Genomic DNA, 18,081 nt, shown 5'->3' with positions numbered 1-18,081 from the left:
CCCTCCACTTCCATCACCTAGAATTTATTGAATATGGTTATGTCAGTTACCATCAATTCCTCCGATTTCAATTTTGATTGTACCTTGATTTCAGCGATCAATCTGGTTAAAAACTTCGAAATTACTTGTCAAAAACCACGGCCTTACTATAATGGAAGTAATGTAAAGGGAGGGGATGCAGCAATGACGACGGGAAAGAGCTGGAGTGACTTCCCTGTCCTGCCTTATATCCGGCTATGCTACCGCTATAGAGCTGCAGACTTTTTTCAAGGGGAACGCCGGCTTCTGGATTACTTGATTTTATTTCTAGAAGAAGGAAGATACCTTCTCCACGTGGAGGGCGTTGAATACGAGATTCTTCCGGGTGAATTCGCGCTCATTCAACCGGGCGTCTTATTTAGCACGAGGGGGTTTGGGGAATGTGTAGTTCCAAACGCTCATCTAGATTTCTTTTACAACTCTGAACGGGAGCGCAGCTTTGTCACAACACCCGGCCAAACCAACCTGGACAGCTACTCACACCTCCTTCAGCCCAAGCTTAACGATTTCCCATTGGTGAACCTCCCTGTCAAGTTCGTACCCAAGCAGCCCGGGAAGCTGATGGATACGATGTATCGCATGATTGAGGTCAATACGAATAATGATATTCAAAGCACGCTGCACGTCCAGAAGCTAGCGATGGAACTTTTGCTTCTCCTGTTGGATAATTCCGAACCGTCCAGATCCGCAGATTTCGAGGGTCAACAGTTTGCAGCCAAAATGAATGCCTTCCTCTCCTTCAATCTGTCCTCCTCCATTACGGTCGAGATGATGGCCAAGCACGCGGGCTATTCGGAGTCTCACTTTAATGCGCTTTTTTCCACCCATTTCGGTTCGACACCTCATCAATACCTGCTTGACCTGCGCCTTCAGAAGGCGCAGGAGCTTCTCGATACGCAGGAGCTGAAGCTGGATCTTATCGCAGAGTATTGTGGATTCGCGAATGCTTCACACTTTTCAAAAACGTTCAAGAAGCGCACCGGAATGTCTCCCCGCTTCTATCAGGAAACCAAACATGAGGGATCGTCTTAACACTGCAATCATCACGTTTAAAGATACATAAATGTTCCCACCCGGAAAACAAAATGCCCAGTTGCACGACGAAGGCTGCCAATCAGATCAGCAGCCTTCGTTTACGCTTATATACATCCCATACCATTCTAATCCGAAATATGCTATTCGGAATTATGGCTTTTATCAAATAATCCTAACCCTTGAAGTTAACCGTGCAGGTACCGCCATCCCAGTCAATATCATATGAGAGTACAGCAGCCACTTCACGAGCCCAAGCATATCCGGTTTCTCCTACAATTACCGTGGTTTTTAATACCACACTGTTCAAGGTGGCTTTACCACAATTTTGATCCCAGCCAACCGGCGTTCCTGCCGCATCCCCGATCGCACGAATCGGAACAAAAGAATTGCCTTCACGCATGAAGCCGCTCACTTCAATAAGATTACCATTAACTGCAATGGCCACTTTATGAACAGTGGGCTGTATCGCTGGTTTTTCGATTGGCTCTTCCACAAATTCAACGCAAAGAAACTCACAGACCCCTCGTGCGATTTCTTCGGCACATTCACTCCGGAAAGCATCGCTTACCAGCAGGGTCGCCTCCTCCAGGTTATCCATGAACGCTGCTTCAACAAGTGCTGCAGGCATATTCGTTCGTCGTAAAACTGCAAAATCTGCTTCACGCACCCCACGATTCACTTGATACGTGTGTTCAATCAAGTGTTTGTGCAGCACAGCGGCGAAGGCTCTGCCTGTCTTAGATCCTGGATAGCAGTAAGTTTCAACTCCCTTTGCACTTCCCCACATTCCCGTAAAAGCGTTAGCATGGACACTCACAAAAAGGTTAGCACCCTTGGAATTAGCCAGGTGCGTGCGATCGGTCAGAGACGGATCATCGTCTCCTGGCGCTGTTAGTAAAACGTCGATCTCAGACCGCTCCAAGTGAGCCTTGCACTTGGCAACCACAGCACGATTAAATTCATTCTCGTGCATATATCCTTTTTTTGTTTCTCCTTCTAATCCGCTTTGAGCAGGAAAAACAGGTGTTCGTTTACCTGGTGTTTCCATTCCATGGCCATCATCTAATGCTACTAAGTACCTCATTTTCCTTTTCAGCTCCCTTCACTCCCGGGGCTTTCGGTTAAGCTTCTACGTGTACGGGATTTGAGCCGAACAAAATCTCTGCCTATTGCATGCCCGCTTATAACAGCGGCATAATCGCGTCGGCATAAGCTCGCGCGCCTTTCGGATTCGGGTGTCCGACGGAAGCGACGCGGCAAATTTCCAATTCGATGCCATTCTGGTTGGCAGCAGTACATTCGACGTTGCGCGATGGCGCGACATGGACGTCTTCCGGCGATAAATTCGGATGAATGCCATAAACAAACGGATCGCTGGTCAAAGCTGCACGGGACGTGCCATAATTGGGATCCGCGAAGAAGATGCGATTGCCGCCTTCCGGCATCGCATTGACGGCGTTAACCGCTTCCCGAAGATGCTTTCTCGACTCGTCGTAAACTTGCTTGCAGCGGTTAGTAATTTGGTTCAGTTCTAACGCTCCGATCGCGCCCATCACGATTCCCCCGCCCGGTCCGGCGACGCCGACACCGAGCGCGATCAGCATTGCTTCCACTGCCAACAGATTGCTGTGCTCCGAAATAATCTGATAATAGCCTGTCACGATAATTTTCGCGTTTTTAAATTTATCCCCCACTTTTTTGAGTAGTGTAATCATGTCATTCAAGAAAAATTGCTTTGCCATGGGCGTTAAATCCGGTCCGTGCGGATTGAGTACATTTCGGATGTCTATATCGTTCATGCCGCCATCCATGAGCACCAGATCCACATGATCAGGCAGATCCGTGAACAAATCCACCTGCTGAAGCACAGTCGGAAAGCTCGTCGGCACTTCTCCAGGCAGACTCGGCTGGATGTTCGTCACTCCTGCGCCGATAATTGCACCCGAGTGGGCCAGCACCGTTTTGTAGAAGCCAATGCCGCCTTCACGGACTTGCACGGCGGAAGCGACGAGTGAATGGAACTTCTCCTGCTCCAGCAGCCCTTGGCCCCATTGAATCGAGTCGCCGATGACGAGCATATGGAACGTTTCGAGCACGAGCTCGATTTCGTTGGAAGGGGTTCCATCCGGCAGCATCACTCTCACCCGGATCTTCTCCCCGGACGGGTTCGGCTGTACGTCTGCTGGGCGCACCAGCGTAAACTCCAGCTGCGTCGGGCTCTGCACATTAACGTCCGGCATATCCAGATCATCCACCTTCACCATTGCCTTCCCCGCGAAGCCGCTGCCAACAAGGCGCACCTTTCCTCCCGGTCGTACCCGGCTCTGCTGCGCTGAAACCAGCTTCGGTAGAACGTAGATCGTTCCGCGATTCGAAAGCGTGTTATCGCTTTGTCTCACCTGCACCGAATGGCTTCCGCCTGCAAGGGAGGGCACCTTAAACTGCATTTTCGTATCACTGTAAACCAGTGTCTGTGCTTGAACACCGCCCACCAGAGCAACATCGGTTTTCGTGAAACGTTTTCCGTCGAGCTCCACCGTATCATCGATATATGCCGAAGTTGGCGCGGTACTGAATATTGCGGGCTCAAGCAGCTTGCGCCGGAATTCGTCGGCATCAATCACCTTCATGCTTACCGGTTCTCCCTGCCGGTCTCCGTCTTTGCCGGGAGGACCGGCTATTCCCGCTGTTCCTTGCGTGCCGGGTTGGCCGGCTGAACGGCCGTTTTTCGGTCCGCATTCTTCGAATGCCGCTTTTACCGAAGCGCCAACCGCACCTCCTGGTCCGCCTGGGCCCGGTACACCCGGAATTCCTCCAGGTCCGCCTTCGCCTCCGTCGACAGTCACATAAAAGCCCTGCAAGTAGCTGTTAATGACGGCTTGCGGCGCATAGAGTGACAATTTGCCTCCGCGCCCTCCTTCACCGCCTTCCCCGCCGCCGCCGGCTGAGCCGCCCCGGCCTCCATTGCCTCCTGCACCTGCACCGCTTGCGCACCAAAGACCAGCCCCATCCTTGATTCCCGTTCTTCCTTTCGAGCCTCTGCCGCCAGCTTGACCATCCTGGCCGTCTCCGCCAGCCGTTCCGTCTTGGCCCCGCAGATCAAATGCCGGCCGGCCGTTCATCTCAAGCACCCATACCTCAAGCTCCGGGCCGTCAGTTCCGTCCCAGCCAGGCTCGCCTTTTACCCCCGGCAGGCCATCGGTCCCCGTAATGCCGCTTAGCGTCGTCGACATGGACCGATCCGCCGGTGGAGACAGTTTCTTTCGTTTGGCCGGCTTTTGAATGGGCGGTCGTTCCCAAGTAAACGTTACATTGTTACCGACCGTTATTTTCTCAGCAAGGATGACCAGATACTTTTGCGGATTTTTCAAAATTACCGTCGTATTGTCTGCCAGATGAACTTCCTGCGCCGCCCAATAGGCGGTATGTACAGGAACTGTAGTCAGGCTGCGCTTCGCAATAGAGGCCGCATCGCTCAAAGGCTCGTAAGTAAAAGCCGTAGTACTTGGCTTGATATTCGAAGTGGCTGTTTCCGTCAGAGATCCAAACGGATTACTGACATGGGAAACAGGTCGCACGATAGGACTTGGAATGGCAGGTATAGTAGGAATTGCTGTCCCCTGAGCTGGAAAGGGAATCGCTTTGATCAATTGTGCACGGCCTCCCGCCGGTTCAAAGCGCAGCAAGCCTTGTACCATCGAAGTACCCCGGAAGGCAGACTGGAATATCGTCTCTGCTCCCAGCACATTTGGTTCCGGCCTTGTCAGTCCTGCTTGTGGGACAACGTTGCCTCTAATCGTAAGCGTACCAAGTCCGGACAAACTCGTAATGCCGAACGCCTCCATAATTGCTTTATGTTGGAGCATTCTGCTGTTAACCGCATCAGCTGCGGCAGTCACTGCTGATAAATTGAAAGGCATTGGTTTAACCAGTACCTCTCTCAGCATGGAGTGGCTTAGCATTGGCAACTACTCTCCTCATCTTGTCTCGATTTTCCGTACATCTTGTACAGATGTACGGAATGAAATCTTCATAAATTCTTTCCAAGACGGCCATCGATTGATCACTGACATTCGTTAGCAAGCTATTCAAACATCCCATTCAAGGCACGCTGCCCATTATTCAATTGAAATGACGCCGAGCTGTCTCATTAAGCCCAGATCATCTCTATACAGCCATACTTCAGAAATCTTACCGTTCTCTAAGCGGAAAATATGAACATTCTGAATAACTACCGACTTCCCTGTTGCAGGGATATTTAGCATCGGTCCTTTGTGCGTCCCGGTAAAAGTAGTCTGGACGACTACTTTATCGACTTTCTCAATAACCTGCTCGATCCGGAAATGCATATCAGGGAAGGAGGAAAGATACATTTTCGTAATTTCGATTGCCTGCTCCAGCGTTACATACTCCTCCCCGCCGGCATGATGCAGCACAAATTGCGGATGAATGATTTCCCCTATCTGATCAAAGTTCCCGTTGTTGTGAACTTCATCAAAATAAATCCGTAAGAGTTCCGTATGACTTGACAGTAGAATCACTCCCTCTTCACTGAAATCAACTGCTGACTCCCTCTCTATTGAGTCTAACTTACTTTTATCACGGGCTTACTTTCACTCACAATACGATATTCACTTTCACAAAACTCTCATTGCTGCCGATCATTATCTACGCAGTAGCAAATACTGTTCAGTCATATTAGAATGAAAGCACAACGAATGTCATATCCTTTCCGAAACTCAATGCTGGGAGGAACATGTATGGCTGTCTTTCACGATCCGAACAAAGCAAGATACAAACCATTTTTGGGGCGAGATCAAGAGCTTGCCTACATGAGAACCTTGCTAGTTGAACCCGGCATCCGAGCCCTGCATGTTTATGGGCCTGGAGGCATCGGCAAATCAGCCCTTCTACAACAATTATGTCAGGAGTATGAGGGGTGCGAAGCGTTTATTATCCATCAGACCGATAAGGATCCAGCTGCAGTTCATTTTGTTCACGTGTATCACGACTTACCCGGTGAATCCCACTCTTCATCCCGTTCCATTCCCATAGATGAGATGGGTGAGTTCATGAATTTAATTGCATCTCGCTGTGAGATGTCTCTATTGATACTCGATCCATTCGACCAGTGGATGCCGTACTACGATTGGATCACTGCACGATTATTCCCCTTACTTGCTTCCAACGTCCGTATACTGTCAGCTTCACGGTTCCCTCTTGAAGTCCCTTGGGAGCTTCATACAAGTCAAGAGCAAACGATGATTCATAACATTGAATTAAAGCCCTTTGACCAAACGACCAGCTTTCGGTTTATTGAATCATTCGGAATTCACGAATTCAACCACATCCATATGATTTCAAAAGTCGCCAGAGGCTTCCCCTTTGCCATTCAAACCATATCTCTTGATATTCTACGCGAGAATATTGATGTTCTAAGCACACGACGTTATAAAACACAATTTTATCAGAAGGCCGTCATGTACCAATTACAAGATGTGCGGTTAACCCAAGCACAGGCCAAAATTCTCGATGCCGCTTCCCTGCTGTGGAGCTTTGATTATGATTTGATCACACATTTACTACAGCATGAAGTTACCATTAACGCATTTCGAAAGTTTTGTGAGTTACCCTTCATAAAGTTGACTTCAGATGGATGGCAAATTAACAGTTCAATCCGATATTGGTTTCGCAAAGAGTTCAGCTTCCGGTCACCGGATACCCACGATGCCTATCAGGATAAAGCCAGACCCTTCCTTCTAAAAAGATTGCACCAAAGACCACCGGCCGAACGATCGGAGCTCTACCTGCAGCTGCTTCACCTCATCGACAAAGAGATTCTTCATATGTATTGTTTTCTTGAATCGTTCGATGAATTTGATATACGGCCCTTACCTCAACAAGAGCTTCCAGCAGCACGGCAGATGTTCGTCTCGTTTCACAAAAATGTACCCGGTTTTTTCCCAGACATTACGAGGCAAGAGTTTTATTTGGAGCCTTATTGGGAGATGAGTCCAGATACATTCTGCGGCTTTTACAAGAGCAATCAGCTTGTGCTCTTCGTCACTGGACTTCCGCTCACCCCTGCTATAAGAAAAGAATTGATCAACAATCCCACTTACAGCAACTACATCAAGCGTTCCACCTATCAGGAGAACGAGCTGGTCATGTGGATCGCTTCATTCCTTCCGGATTTCGGGTCAAGCGCTATTGGCTTAGCGTTTATGTACGGCTATTCCCGGTTTGCCCCCAACAGTCTCATGACTGTCATCGCTCCATTCCCGGAGGCGCATCAGCTCATGGATAGCATGGGATTTCAGCGGCTTGTGTGGGGAGATTACGTTTCACAGGAAGGGATCGAATACAAAGCGTATCAGTTGGATTTAAGGGAAGGGCTGCTGTCGGAACGTTTTCGGACAACCGAAGGCATCACATTACCCATCAGCGTATTATCACGCACCGAAGCCATTGAGCATACGAAGAAGCTGCTCCATCAGTTTCATCAATTCGAGGAAGACGAATCCTTCATGAATGCATGCCCATACCTCAATAAATATGCCCGTTCCAAAAATGAACGGATTGAAGAGGCAAACAAACTGAGAAAAGCGATCCAATCGATTATCAACGAATGGAGTAATGGTACCGGATTGAACGTGACCTATGGGACTATTCTGAACATGTGCTACATTCAAAAGTCGGGAAATCATGAGTCCGTAGCTTTACGTCTGAACATGTCTCCGAGCACCTATTACAGGAACTTGAAGAAGGCCATTGCCAAAATGTCCGACGCTCTAAGCGAATTTCGCTATCAATAGGGGAAGTGAGGGTCACGTTCACCATCCTCTGATGTCAATTGAAGGCATGAATGACGGGATCAAGCGGACTTAAAACCTATTCAAGTTAATTTCTTCCCGATGTAAATAGAATCCCCCGCAATCATGAGCCTTTCTCATGATTGCGGGGGATTCTAGTCGTTCAGCGATGAACGCATCCAGACACTTTGCCAAGGGTGAAATCCTTCTGTCCTCAGCCTTTCTATATTACATCCAGGCTTCACAGCCGCGGAACGGCATATGCTTGCCGGGAACATATTTCGGCTTCGGCAAATAGGAGTTGATGCCGGGAACCTCTTGACCTCTGAGCATAAACGCGCTCGCCCACTGCGTCTTCGTCACAATCTTAGTCGTTGCCGGGATGTAGCGGATCGTTAACCCGCAGCGGCGAAGCGCCGAATGGTTCGGTTCTGAACCATGAATAATGTTCGGGTTATGCACGGAGACACCGCCGGCCTTAAGGATGATATCGACTGCCTTGGATTCATCAACTAGCGCTGGATCCACCTCCGACTCCAGAACATTGTCTACGGCTGTGTTCGGTCGAACCTGCTGAATGTCCATCGTTTGTGTACCCGGAATGACTCGCAAGCATCCGTTCTCCACGACTGAATCATCTACAGCCAACCATAAGGTAACTACATTCATCGGCTCCAGCGGCCAATAGCTTCCGTCTTGATGCCAGAGCACAGCTTTACCGTCATACGGAGGTTTACAAATATAATGTGAAGCAAACAACGCAATGTCCGGGCCGATAAACTGCTGTGCGATATCCAGCAGCCGATCATCGCTGACTAATCGTACCCAGAACGGGTCATCTGTCATCAAATCATTTCCTAGATTCTCCGGACGTGTACCTGGATTTTTCTGAAGCAGCCACTCTACATGTTCCTGTGCCTCTTTAATCAAATCGGCATCCAATACATTCTGAATGGCTACATAACCGTCTTGTTGATATTTATCTTTAGCTGCTGAAAGTAACTGCTGATTATTCATAGCTTTACCTCTTTTCATCAGTGGTACTTTCATTATAAGGGCGTATTTGATCCCAACTCTTCTTCTTTAATCGGAATAATGCTGCATATCTTCCGATTTATTTACCGAAATAGACTATTCGATGGAATGGCTACTCTTGTTCATCTCGGCCAGCATGGCGACTATCGTATCCTGCAGCTCCCATTCCTTCATCAGACCGAACCGGCGAAGCTGCGCCTCTTCATTCTCAGTGAGATCCCGGCCAAGCCCAAGCTTAAACTGCTCCGCCAAATCATTGTATTTGTTGATGTCCTGAATGAGACCAAGCACATTGCCGTATGGATCGCTAAATGTCAGGAACTTGAAGCCATTATCGTCATATAGGTGAATTTCCACCCCGATGCTCTGCAAATAGTCCCTTACCGTCTCGATTTGCTGAGTTTTGAAATAAAATCCGGATTCGTTGCGGAAACGCCCGAAATCCTTGATGTTCAAATCTTGTTCTTCCTTAAGGATAACGAGTCCGCCCTCCGGCAAATTCATGAAGCACATATCCACGCCTGGATCCGGGAGTCGGTCGCACAAGAATCCAAGATGCTCGATATACCACTTTGCGGCTTCGATAACATTAGGAACTGGGAGCTGCACAAATTCAAACTGCAGTAAAGGTTTTACTGGTTTCATGCTCTGAACCTCGCTTTATTGGTTTGATAAATATCAAGTAAATATTACCATATCTGTATTCTTCGACGAAGTTGAGCCCACTCCTTTTATCCTGCTTAAACTCAATGAAAACCCAGGATAAATCATGAATATGATTTATCCTGGGTTTTCATATACGCGGGAGCTGAAACAATCTGGTTACGTTAACGTGACCGAAAATGCCCATAATCACTTTTACGAACTTGGTTTCCTCACCGTTCACCGATAGGTATTTGCAGAGGGAGGCATAATTACATTAAAGACCTTCGATTACATTAACGGTAAGCTTCCGTTTGGCGAAATCAAAGATAAATTCAACGACTTCGTTATCCCGTTCAAGCTCCAGCGTCGACTTCGTCGAGGACCCGCTGCGAGGGTAATTGTCGATCGAATAGGTCGAAGACAAGGTTCCGTACGGAGCCACCGCATATTCGTAGGAGCCTCGGAACGGGAATACAAATGTGCGCCGATAAAGGCCCTCCCCTATATCGTACATTCGGGTTGTTTCGCTGTTGGAATCATGATTAATTGCCCCGACATGATGCTGAAAACTTCCATATAGGATGACTCGGGCCGGTAGTTTGACGCCGGTCTCCAGATCAAAGCTGCATTCTGCTCCATATGAGCTGTTTGGTACCGGGTTTCCTGCTCGGCTTCTTAGATCTCGTTCCGATTGCCATAGCAATTTGATCGTCTCTTCCTGTCCGAATCCAAGTGGACAGCCATCACTTGCATGATTGGCTTGGTAACAGTTTGAGCTTGCTTTCCCCTCACCCCTTGCCGGCATCGAAACCTGGCAGCTCCCCAATCCTCTTCGGATTGGCATCTGTAAATACGCATGAACATTGCTCACGGCCGTCCACTTGAAGGCGTATTCAAGAAACTGGTCACGGCTCTCTTCATCCTGTGAGGCAAACCATGCAATCTGATCGTAGCCCCACCATTCCATCCATGCTCTGCGTTCATTCGGAATACAGTCACTTTCACTGAAAAATTTCCCACCCCAGTTATCCAGCTCCATCAGCATTGGCAACGCATCACAGCTCCAGCCGCTCGGCGTTATGCCGCCTTCGCTGAACCCCTCCTGCACCAGCGCGAGTTTGTCACCTGGCTTATCGAGGATTGGCATCCGTGAATAGGGCATGGAATGGAAATCGAACAGAAGCCTGCCATTGATATTCACCCCGTGCGTATGCGCATCGAGCAGCACGATGCCTCTTCTTGCATGATCTCTTGCATAGTCCCGAATCTTTTGGAATAGTGCGATCGTTTTCTTAAACCCGATATCGTCGGCGCTATACAGGTGAATTTGTCCCATATGGATGGCTTCAAATCCAGCATCGATATAACGCGCCGCCCTGTAGAAAAACCAAAGCTGTGTCTCCTGTTTATTGATGTTCGGAATACCGCCATTCTCATCCCACACGAACCCCTGTGGTTTCGTTTCAAACAACATATCCGTGTAACAAAATGTACGGTGTTCAACTGGTAATTGGAATGCCTTGAACACCCACGCCGGTACTTCAATGTCTTCAACACCAATAAACACAGCTTCAAAAATGCATGTCTGCAAAATAATGTCCGGATCGACATCATGTACGCGTTCCGCTAAAGCCCTGGAGTTCTGGAAATGTACATCATCATTCGGTTCCAGATCCCATACGCCTGAAGCGCGGCCGAGAAATTTAGCACCAATGTTCCTGATCATTCTCAAATCGTCGTCCAGCGTATCGCTGTTGACCAGACCTGCGGCTGTGACCGCTCTGCAAAGGTAGCTTTCCAGAGCGTCCCGACTAATCGTTCCGTTAAACATTAAATGGGCCATAAGTACCTCCGAGATCGTGTTAGTCTTCGTGGATGGTTGTCTACTGTCTACTGCATTCCTGGAACCTTAAGGATAAAAAAGTAATGCTTTCTCTTATATTCAACAGGGTGGGTTAAGCGCTTAACTCATTGTATAAAAAGAGTATACACAACACAACTGTTTTTTGTAAAACCTCACTTTTGCAGGTAGCCTCCCGACACATAAGGCCGCTCCTCCTATGGAGGAACGGCCTGCATTCATGTATTCATGTTCGAAACGTATTCAAATCCCAACGATCCGCCCACTTGATTTCTATCCCGTCGTCCATAAAAGTGATAGGAAGCCATACATATCTAGAATCCGCAAGCTCCTCCGGTCGCCATCGGTCAGCCATAAAAATAAAGCTGTTCTCCAATCCCTGGACAGGAAATACATAAGTGCTCTGCGCATGGAACGTTTTCCGGGCATTCGGTCCGCTTAACGGATTATCCCTTAGCTCCCACCGGCCCATCATCCGATCCGATTCGGCAACGAGAGCCGCATTGGGATACCACCCCGTACAACCAGAGGATATCAAGTAATACTTCCCCGCATGTTTAAACACCGCAGGCGCTTCCCGGGACTGGTCAATGAACGCTTTCGTAAACTCGCCGTTCAAATCCGTATAATCATCCGTTAACTTTGATATGATCAGGGTTTTGTTCCAGTCAGACGAATGAATTAAATACGCTGATCCATCCTCGTCTTTAAACAATGTCATATCCCGGCTATCCACGTCGTTAGGGCGCTTGCTTCCCGCATATACGAATGGTCCTGCTGGATTGTCGCTTATGGCCACACCGGTTTTAGCCATTGTATAGTCTACATTATCGACATGGAGCCACATGACGTATTTGCCGGTCCGATCGTTCTTCAGAACCTTCGGGCGCTCCGCCACTTTGGACGGATGAAGGTCGTGATTCGGATCATCGGGAACCGCAGGCAACGCGATGCCTTCGAATGTCCAGTTATATAAGTCGCTTGAAGAGTAGCAGGATATGCCAATTACGTCCACGCGCTGAATACCGATCCGACTTAGGCTGTTCGGGCCGTCTTTATTCTCTCCATACCAGTAATACATACCATTATCGAATAATATACTGCCGCCATGCGCCTGAATAGGCTTTCCATTCGTATCCAGCCACAATTCGCCTGGCTGAAAATCCTCATACTTTTTCATTCCAACAACCTCGATTCTTAGCTTTGTAAATATGTAACCTACGCCCAATTAAAGAGACCTTGCTGATAAATTCGGCTCCAGCAAGGTCTCTTCCTACCACAAACGAGCCTTCTCGCAGATCTAGCGACCTTCGGCCTGCGCCTGTTTATTCGTTGCCTCGATCGTTTTCGTGCCGCCCTTAGACAACCACTCTTCCTTGAAGGAAGCGAAATCCGCTGGAACATCCTTCGATTCCACAATGATCTTTACGAACTTTTCATTCACCAAATCATTCAGCTGGCTTGGAATACTCGGATCCAGTTCTTCCGGGCTAATGTTCAGGTAAGCCAACGGGTTCGGAACAGCAAAGTCCCCCGTCGATTTCGCCATGGCAATAATATCCTCTTTATTAGGCGTACTGTCGGGGAGGAAGTCCGAATTCCATGAAACCAATGCTTTTAATGAAAAGGCTTTGTCTTTACCCTTATCTTCATCCGTCATGATGGGTGTGATTTTATCTCCGTCTTTGCTGTAGTGGACCCCTTCAATGCCGTTCATCATAAGCTGCTGCCCTTCACTCGAGAGTAGGTAGTCCAACAGCTCCAATGCCTTTTTCTTTTTCTCCTCCGAGATATTGGCATTAACGGACGTTTCCGCCCAGAAGTTATTGAAGCCATCCATCCGCTGAGCGCCTGTTTTCCCTACCAAGGTGCCTACCCAGGTGAAAATCGACTTCGGATCCGAATCGGGATATGCCTGCTTGAACTTATCATAAAAATCATTATAGAAGGTCGCATTTGCGTTATGAATCATGATTCCGACTTTGCCCGTTATGAATTTCTCGATTTTCTGGTCGTCTGTATTCAACATAAACTCAGGATCAAGAATTTTTTCCTTGTAAAGCTGGTTCAGAAAAGCAAGCCCGTCTCTCGTTTCATCGGAAATCGCCTCTGGCGCCCATTGCCCGTCTTTCTTCTCCCACCTATCCGTGCTCGTGTCGAAAGCGTTGAACAGCGGGTATTGCCACCAAATCCCTCCGGCGCTGGAGGTATAACCGTACGTATCTTTCTTATTGTTGCCGTCCGGATCACCCTCGGTAAATGCTTTAGCAACCGCATAGAAATCATCGATCGTCTTCGGCATTTCCAGGTTTAGTTTATCCAGCCAATCCTTGCGAATTAGAATATTGTGCCCGCTCACCGCCATCTTGCCACTTCCGGATTCATTGAATATAGGGAGCGCATAATGCTTGTTGTCGGTCGTTTTAGCTAAATGTTCAAAGTTGGCCAGCGATGCTTTCATATTCGGATACTGCTCCGCGTAATCAGAAAGCGGAAGGAGCATGCTCTCTTTAATCCACTGACGGTATTGAACCGGACGGTCAATGCCATAGGAGACAAATACATCGGGCATCTCCCCGGAGGCAATCATCACGTTCAGCTTCTCTTCCCAGTCATTCCACGAAGCCGTAATCAGCTTCAAGCGGATGTTGAGCTTGTCCTGCAAATACTTATAGATTTGAGAATCTTGTGCGTCTGCTCCTTCAAACATCCAACTAAATACGGATAATTCGACAGGTTTTTCATTTTCGACGACAGGGTCAGAACTGCCGCTTCCGGTATTTCCAGGCGTAATAGACTCGCCATCTTGTTTGTTACCGTTCGTACTCGAGCAACCTGCAATATTCCCTATTACAAACAACGCAACTACAAGCAGTAAAATAAGTCCTTTGCTTCGCTTCAACATGTCGCTGACTACCCCCTATGATTTAATCATTAACGCACTCTATCGAACGAACTGTCAACTCTTGATTGATCCAATCATCACTCCTTTCACGAAGTGCTTCTGAATGAACGGATATACGATAATGATCGGAATGACGGAGACCATCACAATCGCATTCTTGATCGTGTCTCCCAACATGAATTCTTTACTTACGAAGCTGCCTCCACGGGTTAATTCCATATTGTTATTGATCAGTACATCCCTTAACACCATCGCCAACGGCCAGAGCTCCTTATCATTGAGGAATAACATCGGAACGTACCAATTGTTCCATTGTCCTACCGCGATAAATAAGGCAATAGTAGCCAGTGCGGGAACCGACAAAGGGATAATGATCTTGAAGAACACTCTCATATAACCTGCGCCGTCGATTTTCGCCGATTCTTCTAGATCGATCGGAATATTCTGAAAGAAGGTTTTGAGCACGATCATGTTGTACGTACTTAAAGCAGCGGGAATGATCATCACTGCCAAACTATTTACCATCCCAAGACTCTTAATCAGCAAGTAATAGGGTATAAGTCCCCCGCCAAAAAACATCGTGAAAATAATAAAAAGAAAAATAGCCGATCTGCCCGGAAGATCCTGTTTCGTTAACGGATAAGCCGTTATAGCCGTAACGAATAACTGGTATAAGGTGCCGGCTACCGTAACGATTACGGAAACGATAACCGACTTGAGAATGGTATCCTTGGAAAACACATATTCATAAGCTTCAAAAGAAAAGCTTCGCGGAAAAAGATTAAAGCTTGTCTTAATGGCTTCTTCATACGGAAGCACGGATCCTACCAGAACATGCCAGAACGGGTAAAGCATAATGCATGCCATAAAAACCAAGAAGATCATGTTCAACACATCGAATATTTTGCCGGCGATACTCGTAGATCGCACCATTATTCCATCACCTCAGTAAATGCCTTGGCCGTTCATTTTCTTCGCGGCGCTATTGACTACGATAAGAAGAACAAAATTGATTACGTTTAGGAATAACCCGATTGCGGTTGCCATGCTATACTGCCCTTGCGTCAGCCCGATCCGGTAAACGTAGGTATCGATAACATCACCGCTTTCATAAACCATCGGGTTGTACATATTAAACACTTGGTCGAAACCACCGCTCATCATGCTGCCAAAATTCAGTATTAACAAAATCGATATGATCGGCAGTAAGCTTGGCAGCGTAATGTGAACAATCTGTTTCCAGCGGTTAGCGCCATCGATCACGGATGCCTCATACAGATCCGGATTGACGCCGGACAATGCCGCCAGAAAAATGATCGTTCCCCATCCGACTTCCTTCCAAATTCCTGAAATGATCAATAGTGGCCGGAACATGCTGTTGCTTGTCAAGAAATTAACAGGATCGCCGCCGATCAAAACAATAATGCTGTTAACCAAACCCTCGTTGGATAACAGCGAGAATAGGATGCCCGAGATCGTTACCCAAGAGATGAAGTGGGGCAAATAAATAATCGTTTGAATCGACCGTTTGAAGACCCTGTGTCTTACTTCATTTAAGAGAATAGCCAGAATAATCGGAGCAGGAAATCCAAATAGGAGACGCAATAAATTGATTTCGATCGTGTTGGTGAAAACCTGCCAAAACTTATCGGTCGCGAAAATTTGTTCGAAATGCTTAAATCCTACCCATGGACTGCCTAAAATTCCTTTCGAAATCCAAAATTCTTTAAATGCGATCGATGCGCCATACATGGGGATATAACTAAATATTAAAAGAAACACAATGGCAGGAAGCAGCATGAGATACAGCATTTTATACTTGACTATTCTTCTGCCTACATCCTTACCCGTTCCGGCTTTCGCCCCGATTGTTGCCATAGGATAGCTCACCCGTTTCTTCTGCAGCCTGAACCGGCTGTCGTCTCAATTGAACCCGATGTTATGAAGCAAATTCACATTCGTGCTAGTCTCATAATCGATATAAATATGATCCTCTGTTGTTGCAACCGTGGATAATCTTCTGTTGTTCTCGATCCTAACCTCGTTACAATGGCTAGCCATTAAACTTCCCTGATAATATTCCCGATGGAGCACGCCGTTCTCGTCTCCATCGGCATGCGATTTGAGCCTTCCGACATTTGAATTCAGAATGGCATTATTGCGGATATATACCCTTCTGCAGGATGACGCATAAACCGCTTGCTGCGGACAATTGATAATCGTATTATTCTCGATCCACACGCGGTCAAAGATCGCATATTGCGTTCTCCCCTTGGCTAGATACACACCCATGTAGATGACGGCCATGTTCCAGTGATTCACATCGCAGCTGTCAATTAGATTATTGCGGATGCGCAGATTGCTTACTCCGAATCCTTCCGACCAGCGAGACTCGGAACCGCACTCAATCTGTATCGCTGACCCTTGATTCATGAAGAAATGATTATTTTCCACCAAGCCGTTGCCGGAATGCAGCAATATCCCTCTTGCGCGGTTATGGTGAAAGAAATTGTTGCGAACGATATAGTTGCCGGAATCATATCTTCGATTAAAAAGTATCGCACATTCTGAAACCTCGGCAGGGATCGGTTTTTCAAAGGTAAGCGTGCAGCTGTTATGCTCTTTATTCCATTCCACGCCTGCGATACGCTCCTTGATCCCCGCAGGTGACAGATCTTCATTTCGAAACTCGATTTCATCCCCTAGCGCAAAGGGATTACGCCATGCTAGCACACGATTTAAGCTTACGGTCCGATCATCGATTCGCTTGAAACCCTGAACGGAATTATCGTGAATGTTCAGGCAATCGTCACCGTTGTAGCTAAAATCGCAGTTTTCAATCCTAAAGTAACCTAGAGAATTACTGATATGGCAGCCATCTGCCGTGACGGAAATGCAACGCGTCGTTCCCGGCCGCTTCACGATTCTGCAATGTCGCAGCGCCCAATGGCGTTGATCTCCCGACGCCACGAAAGCATGTCCTGGCGCGGAATAGACCGTTATACGCTCGATTTGCAAATGCTGATTGCTCTTAAGTTCGAAAGCGTTCGCGTCATAAATGTAATGACGTACGATGTAAGCTTGCCCTGGATTCAGAAAGCGAAAATCTTCGGGGTTGGATAGTGCAATTCGGAACGTATTGGGATCCTGGCGACTAACACTCCGGAAATGATTTTCGTTGAATTCACGACCTAACTCGCAGCCTGCGGATAATGTCAGCGGATTCATCGCGTTTAATGTCCGTAGGTTCATATCGCCCGGCGCTTGCGCATACTCCGGAAAGTGAAGATCGAAATAAGTGCGGTCCGAGGCCACTTCCCGTATGAGTCCGATGCTTGCCAATTGCCCGCTTTCCCAGTCCCAATCGACAGTGAAATTTTTGAATATCGTCCGAACGCAATTCCTTATGATAAAGAAGACTTCCGCTGTAGAAAAGATGAATTCAGAATTCCCACCATCGAACTGAAAATCATGCATCTCTTCGAATTTAGGATGATTGCCATTATAAAATCGATATACTCCCGAAGGAACGACAAGCTCCGACGAACGTTCCTGTTTGCAATAATCAATGGCATTCTGGAAGGCGCTTCCGTTACAGTACCCTTCCTCGGCTCTAGCGCCGAAATCAGCGACGCTAACTATCTTATATCCACTCCTAGTCGGAGCACTGATCGAGATTTCCGGCACGCCCCCGGCGTTATCATCATTCTTTACGCTCTCCACTCATCTGCCTCCTCTCCCTATCCACG

Annotated in this window: 13 protein-coding genes; 2 read left to right on the top strand and 11 right to left on the bottom strand. The window is 47.6% G+C overall.

What is annotated here, in order from left to right:
- The first annotated feature begins 183 nt into the window (after positions 1-183).
- The gene (locus NNL21_RS11605; protein ID WP_204819140.1) at positions 184-1,071 is read left to right on the top strand and encodes an AraC family transcriptional regulator; all 888 of its coding nucleotides are present in this window, start codon (positions 184-186) and stop codon (positions 1,069-1,071) included.
- A gap of 175 nt (positions 1,072-1,246) precedes the next feature.
- Here the strand turns inward: NNL21_RS11605 and NNL21_RS11600 are convergent, their stop codons facing one another.
- The 3 genes from NNL21_RS11600 to NNL21_RS11590 form a co-directional block, all read right to left on the bottom strand.
- Complete coding sequence (locus tag NNL21_RS11600; protein ID WP_204819139.1) at positions 1,247-2,158, bottom strand: N-acetylmuramoyl-L-alanine amidase; 912 nt, start codon at positions 2,156-2,158, stop codon at positions 1,247-1,249.
- A 97-nt stretch (positions 2,159-2,255) separates the two neighbouring features.
- Entirely contained in the window at positions 2,256-5,036 is a 2,781-nt protein-coding gene (locus tag NNL21_RS11595; protein WP_204819138.1) for an SGNH/GDSL hydrolase family protein, read from the bottom strand.
- A 156-nt stretch (positions 5,037-5,192) separates the two neighbouring features.
- Complete coding sequence (locus tag NNL21_RS11590) at positions 5,193-5,615, bottom strand: ester cyclase (protein ID WP_204819137.1); 423 nt, start codon at positions 5,613-5,615, stop codon at positions 5,193-5,195.
- 219 nt (positions 5,616-5,834) lie between these two features.
- On the opposite strand from NNL21_RS11590, the gene NNL21_RS11585 reads away from it, so the two are divergent.
- Positions 5,835-7,889, top strand: coding sequence for a DUF1492 domain-containing protein (locus NNL21_RS11585; protein WP_204819136.1), 2,055 nt, complete (start codon positions 5,835-5,837; stop codon positions 7,887-7,889).
- 225 nt (positions 7,890-8,114) lie between these two features.
- On the opposite strand, the gene NNL21_RS11580 is transcribed toward NNL21_RS11585, so the two are convergent.
- The 8 genes from NNL21_RS11580 to NNL21_RS11545 all read right to left on the bottom strand — a co-directional run bounded on the left by NNL21_RS11580 (position 8,115) and on the right by NNL21_RS11545 (position 18,055).
- Positions 8,115-8,903 carry a phytanoyl-CoA dioxygenase family protein gene (locus tag NNL21_RS11580; RefSeq protein ID WP_204819135.1) on the bottom strand — a complete coding sequence of 263 codons (789 nt, stop codon included), beginning with the start codon at positions 8,901-8,903 and terminating at the stop codon, positions 8,115-8,117.
- 114 nt (positions 8,904-9,017) lie between these two features.
- The gene (locus tag NNL21_RS11575) at positions 9,018-9,566 is read right to left on the bottom strand and encodes a VOC family protein (RefSeq protein WP_204819134.1); all 549 of its coding nucleotides are present in this window, start codon (positions 9,564-9,566) and stop codon (positions 9,018-9,020) included.
- A 274-nt stretch (positions 9,567-9,840) separates the two neighbouring features.
- Positions 9,841-11,409, bottom strand: a complete 1,569-nt coding sequence (locus NNL21_RS11570; protein ID WP_204819133.1) for a pullulanase X25 domain-containing protein — start codon at positions 11,407-11,409, stop codon at positions 9,841-9,843.
- Positions 11,410-11,653: 244 nt separating this feature from the next.
- Positions 11,654-12,607: a glycoside hydrolase family 43 protein gene (locus NNL21_RS11565; protein WP_204819132.1), complete on the bottom strand. Its 954-nt coding sequence runs from the start codon at positions 12,605-12,607 to the stop codon at positions 11,654-11,656.
- A gap of 120 nt (positions 12,608-12,727) precedes the next feature.
- Positions 12,728-14,332: an extracellular solute-binding protein gene (locus NNL21_RS11560; RefSeq protein WP_204819131.1), complete on the bottom strand. Its 1,605-nt coding sequence runs from the start codon at positions 14,330-14,332 to the stop codon at positions 12,728-12,730.
- Between the two features lie 54 nt (positions 14,333-14,386).
- Positions 14,387-15,265 carry a carbohydrate ABC transporter permease gene (locus NNL21_RS11555; RefSeq protein ID WP_256555177.1) on the bottom strand — a complete coding sequence of 293 codons (879 nt, stop codon included), beginning with the start codon at positions 15,263-15,265 and terminating at the stop codon, positions 14,387-14,389.
- A 12-nt stretch (positions 15,266-15,277) separates the two neighbouring features.
- Positions 15,278-16,210, bottom strand: coding sequence for an ABC transporter permease (locus NNL21_RS11550; protein WP_204819130.1), 933 nt, complete (start codon positions 16,208-16,210; stop codon positions 15,278-15,280).
- Positions 16,211-16,255: 45 nt separating this feature from the next.
- Positions 16,256-18,055 carry a right-handed parallel beta-helix repeat-containing protein gene (locus NNL21_RS11545; RefSeq protein WP_204819129.1) on the bottom strand — a complete coding sequence of 600 codons (1,800 nt, stop codon included), beginning with the start codon at positions 18,053-18,055 and terminating at the stop codon, positions 16,256-16,258.
- Between the last annotated feature and the right edge of the window lie 26 nt (positions 18,056-18,081).

Source organism: Paenibacillus mendelii (assembly GCF_024498075.1).
Classification (GTDB): Bacteria; Bacillota; Bacilli; order Paenibacillales; family Paenibacillaceae; genus Paenibacillus_Z; species Paenibacillus_Z mendelii.
The sequence above is the reverse complement of the archived record's forward strand: the minus strand, read 5'-3'. Positions and strand labels throughout refer to the sequence as shown.

Bases quoted from the DNA above. Each gene is read 5' to 3' on its own strand.
- NNL21_RS11605 (WP_204819140.1), top strand. From the start codon at position 184: ATGACGACGGGAAAGAGCTGGAGTGACTTCCCTGTCCTGCCTTATATC.
- NNL21_RS11600 (WP_204819139.1), bottom strand. From the start codon at position 2,158: ATGAGGTACTTAGTAGCATTAGATGATGGCCATGGAATGGAAACACCA.
- NNL21_RS11595 (WP_204819138.1), bottom strand. From the start codon at position 5,036: ATGCTAAGCCACTCCATGCTGAGAGAGGTACTGGTTAAACCAATGCCT.
- NNL21_RS11585 (WP_204819136.1), top strand. From the start codon at position 5,835: ATGGCTGTCTTTCACGATCCGAACAAAGCAAGATACAAACCATTTTTG.
- NNL21_RS11580 (WP_204819135.1), bottom strand. From the start codon at position 8,903: ATGAATAATCAGCAGTTACTTTCAGCAGCTAAAGATAAATATCAACAA.
- NNL21_RS11575 (WP_204819134.1), bottom strand. From the start codon at position 9,566: ATGAAACCAGTAAAACCTTTACTGCAGTTTGAATTTGTGCAGCTCCCA.
- NNL21_RS11570 (WP_204819133.1), bottom strand. From the start codon at position 11,409: ATGGCCCATTTAATGTTTAACGGAACGATTAGTCGGGACGCTCTGGAA.
- NNL21_RS11565 (WP_204819132.1), bottom strand. From the start codon at position 12,607: ATGAAAAAGTATGAGGATTTTCAGCCAGGCGAATTGTGGCTGGATACG.
- NNL21_RS11560 (WP_204819131.1), bottom strand. From the start codon at position 14,332: ATGTTGAAGCGAAGCAAAGGACTTATTTTACTGCTTGTAGTTGCGTTG.
- NNL21_RS11555 (WP_256555177.1), bottom strand. From the start codon at position 15,265: ATGGTGCGATCTACGAGTATCGCCGGCAAAATATTCGATGTGTTGAAC.
- NNL21_RS11550 (WP_204819130.1), bottom strand. From the start codon at position 16,210: ATGGCAACAATCGGGGCGAAAGCCGGAACGGGTAAGGATGTAGGCAGA.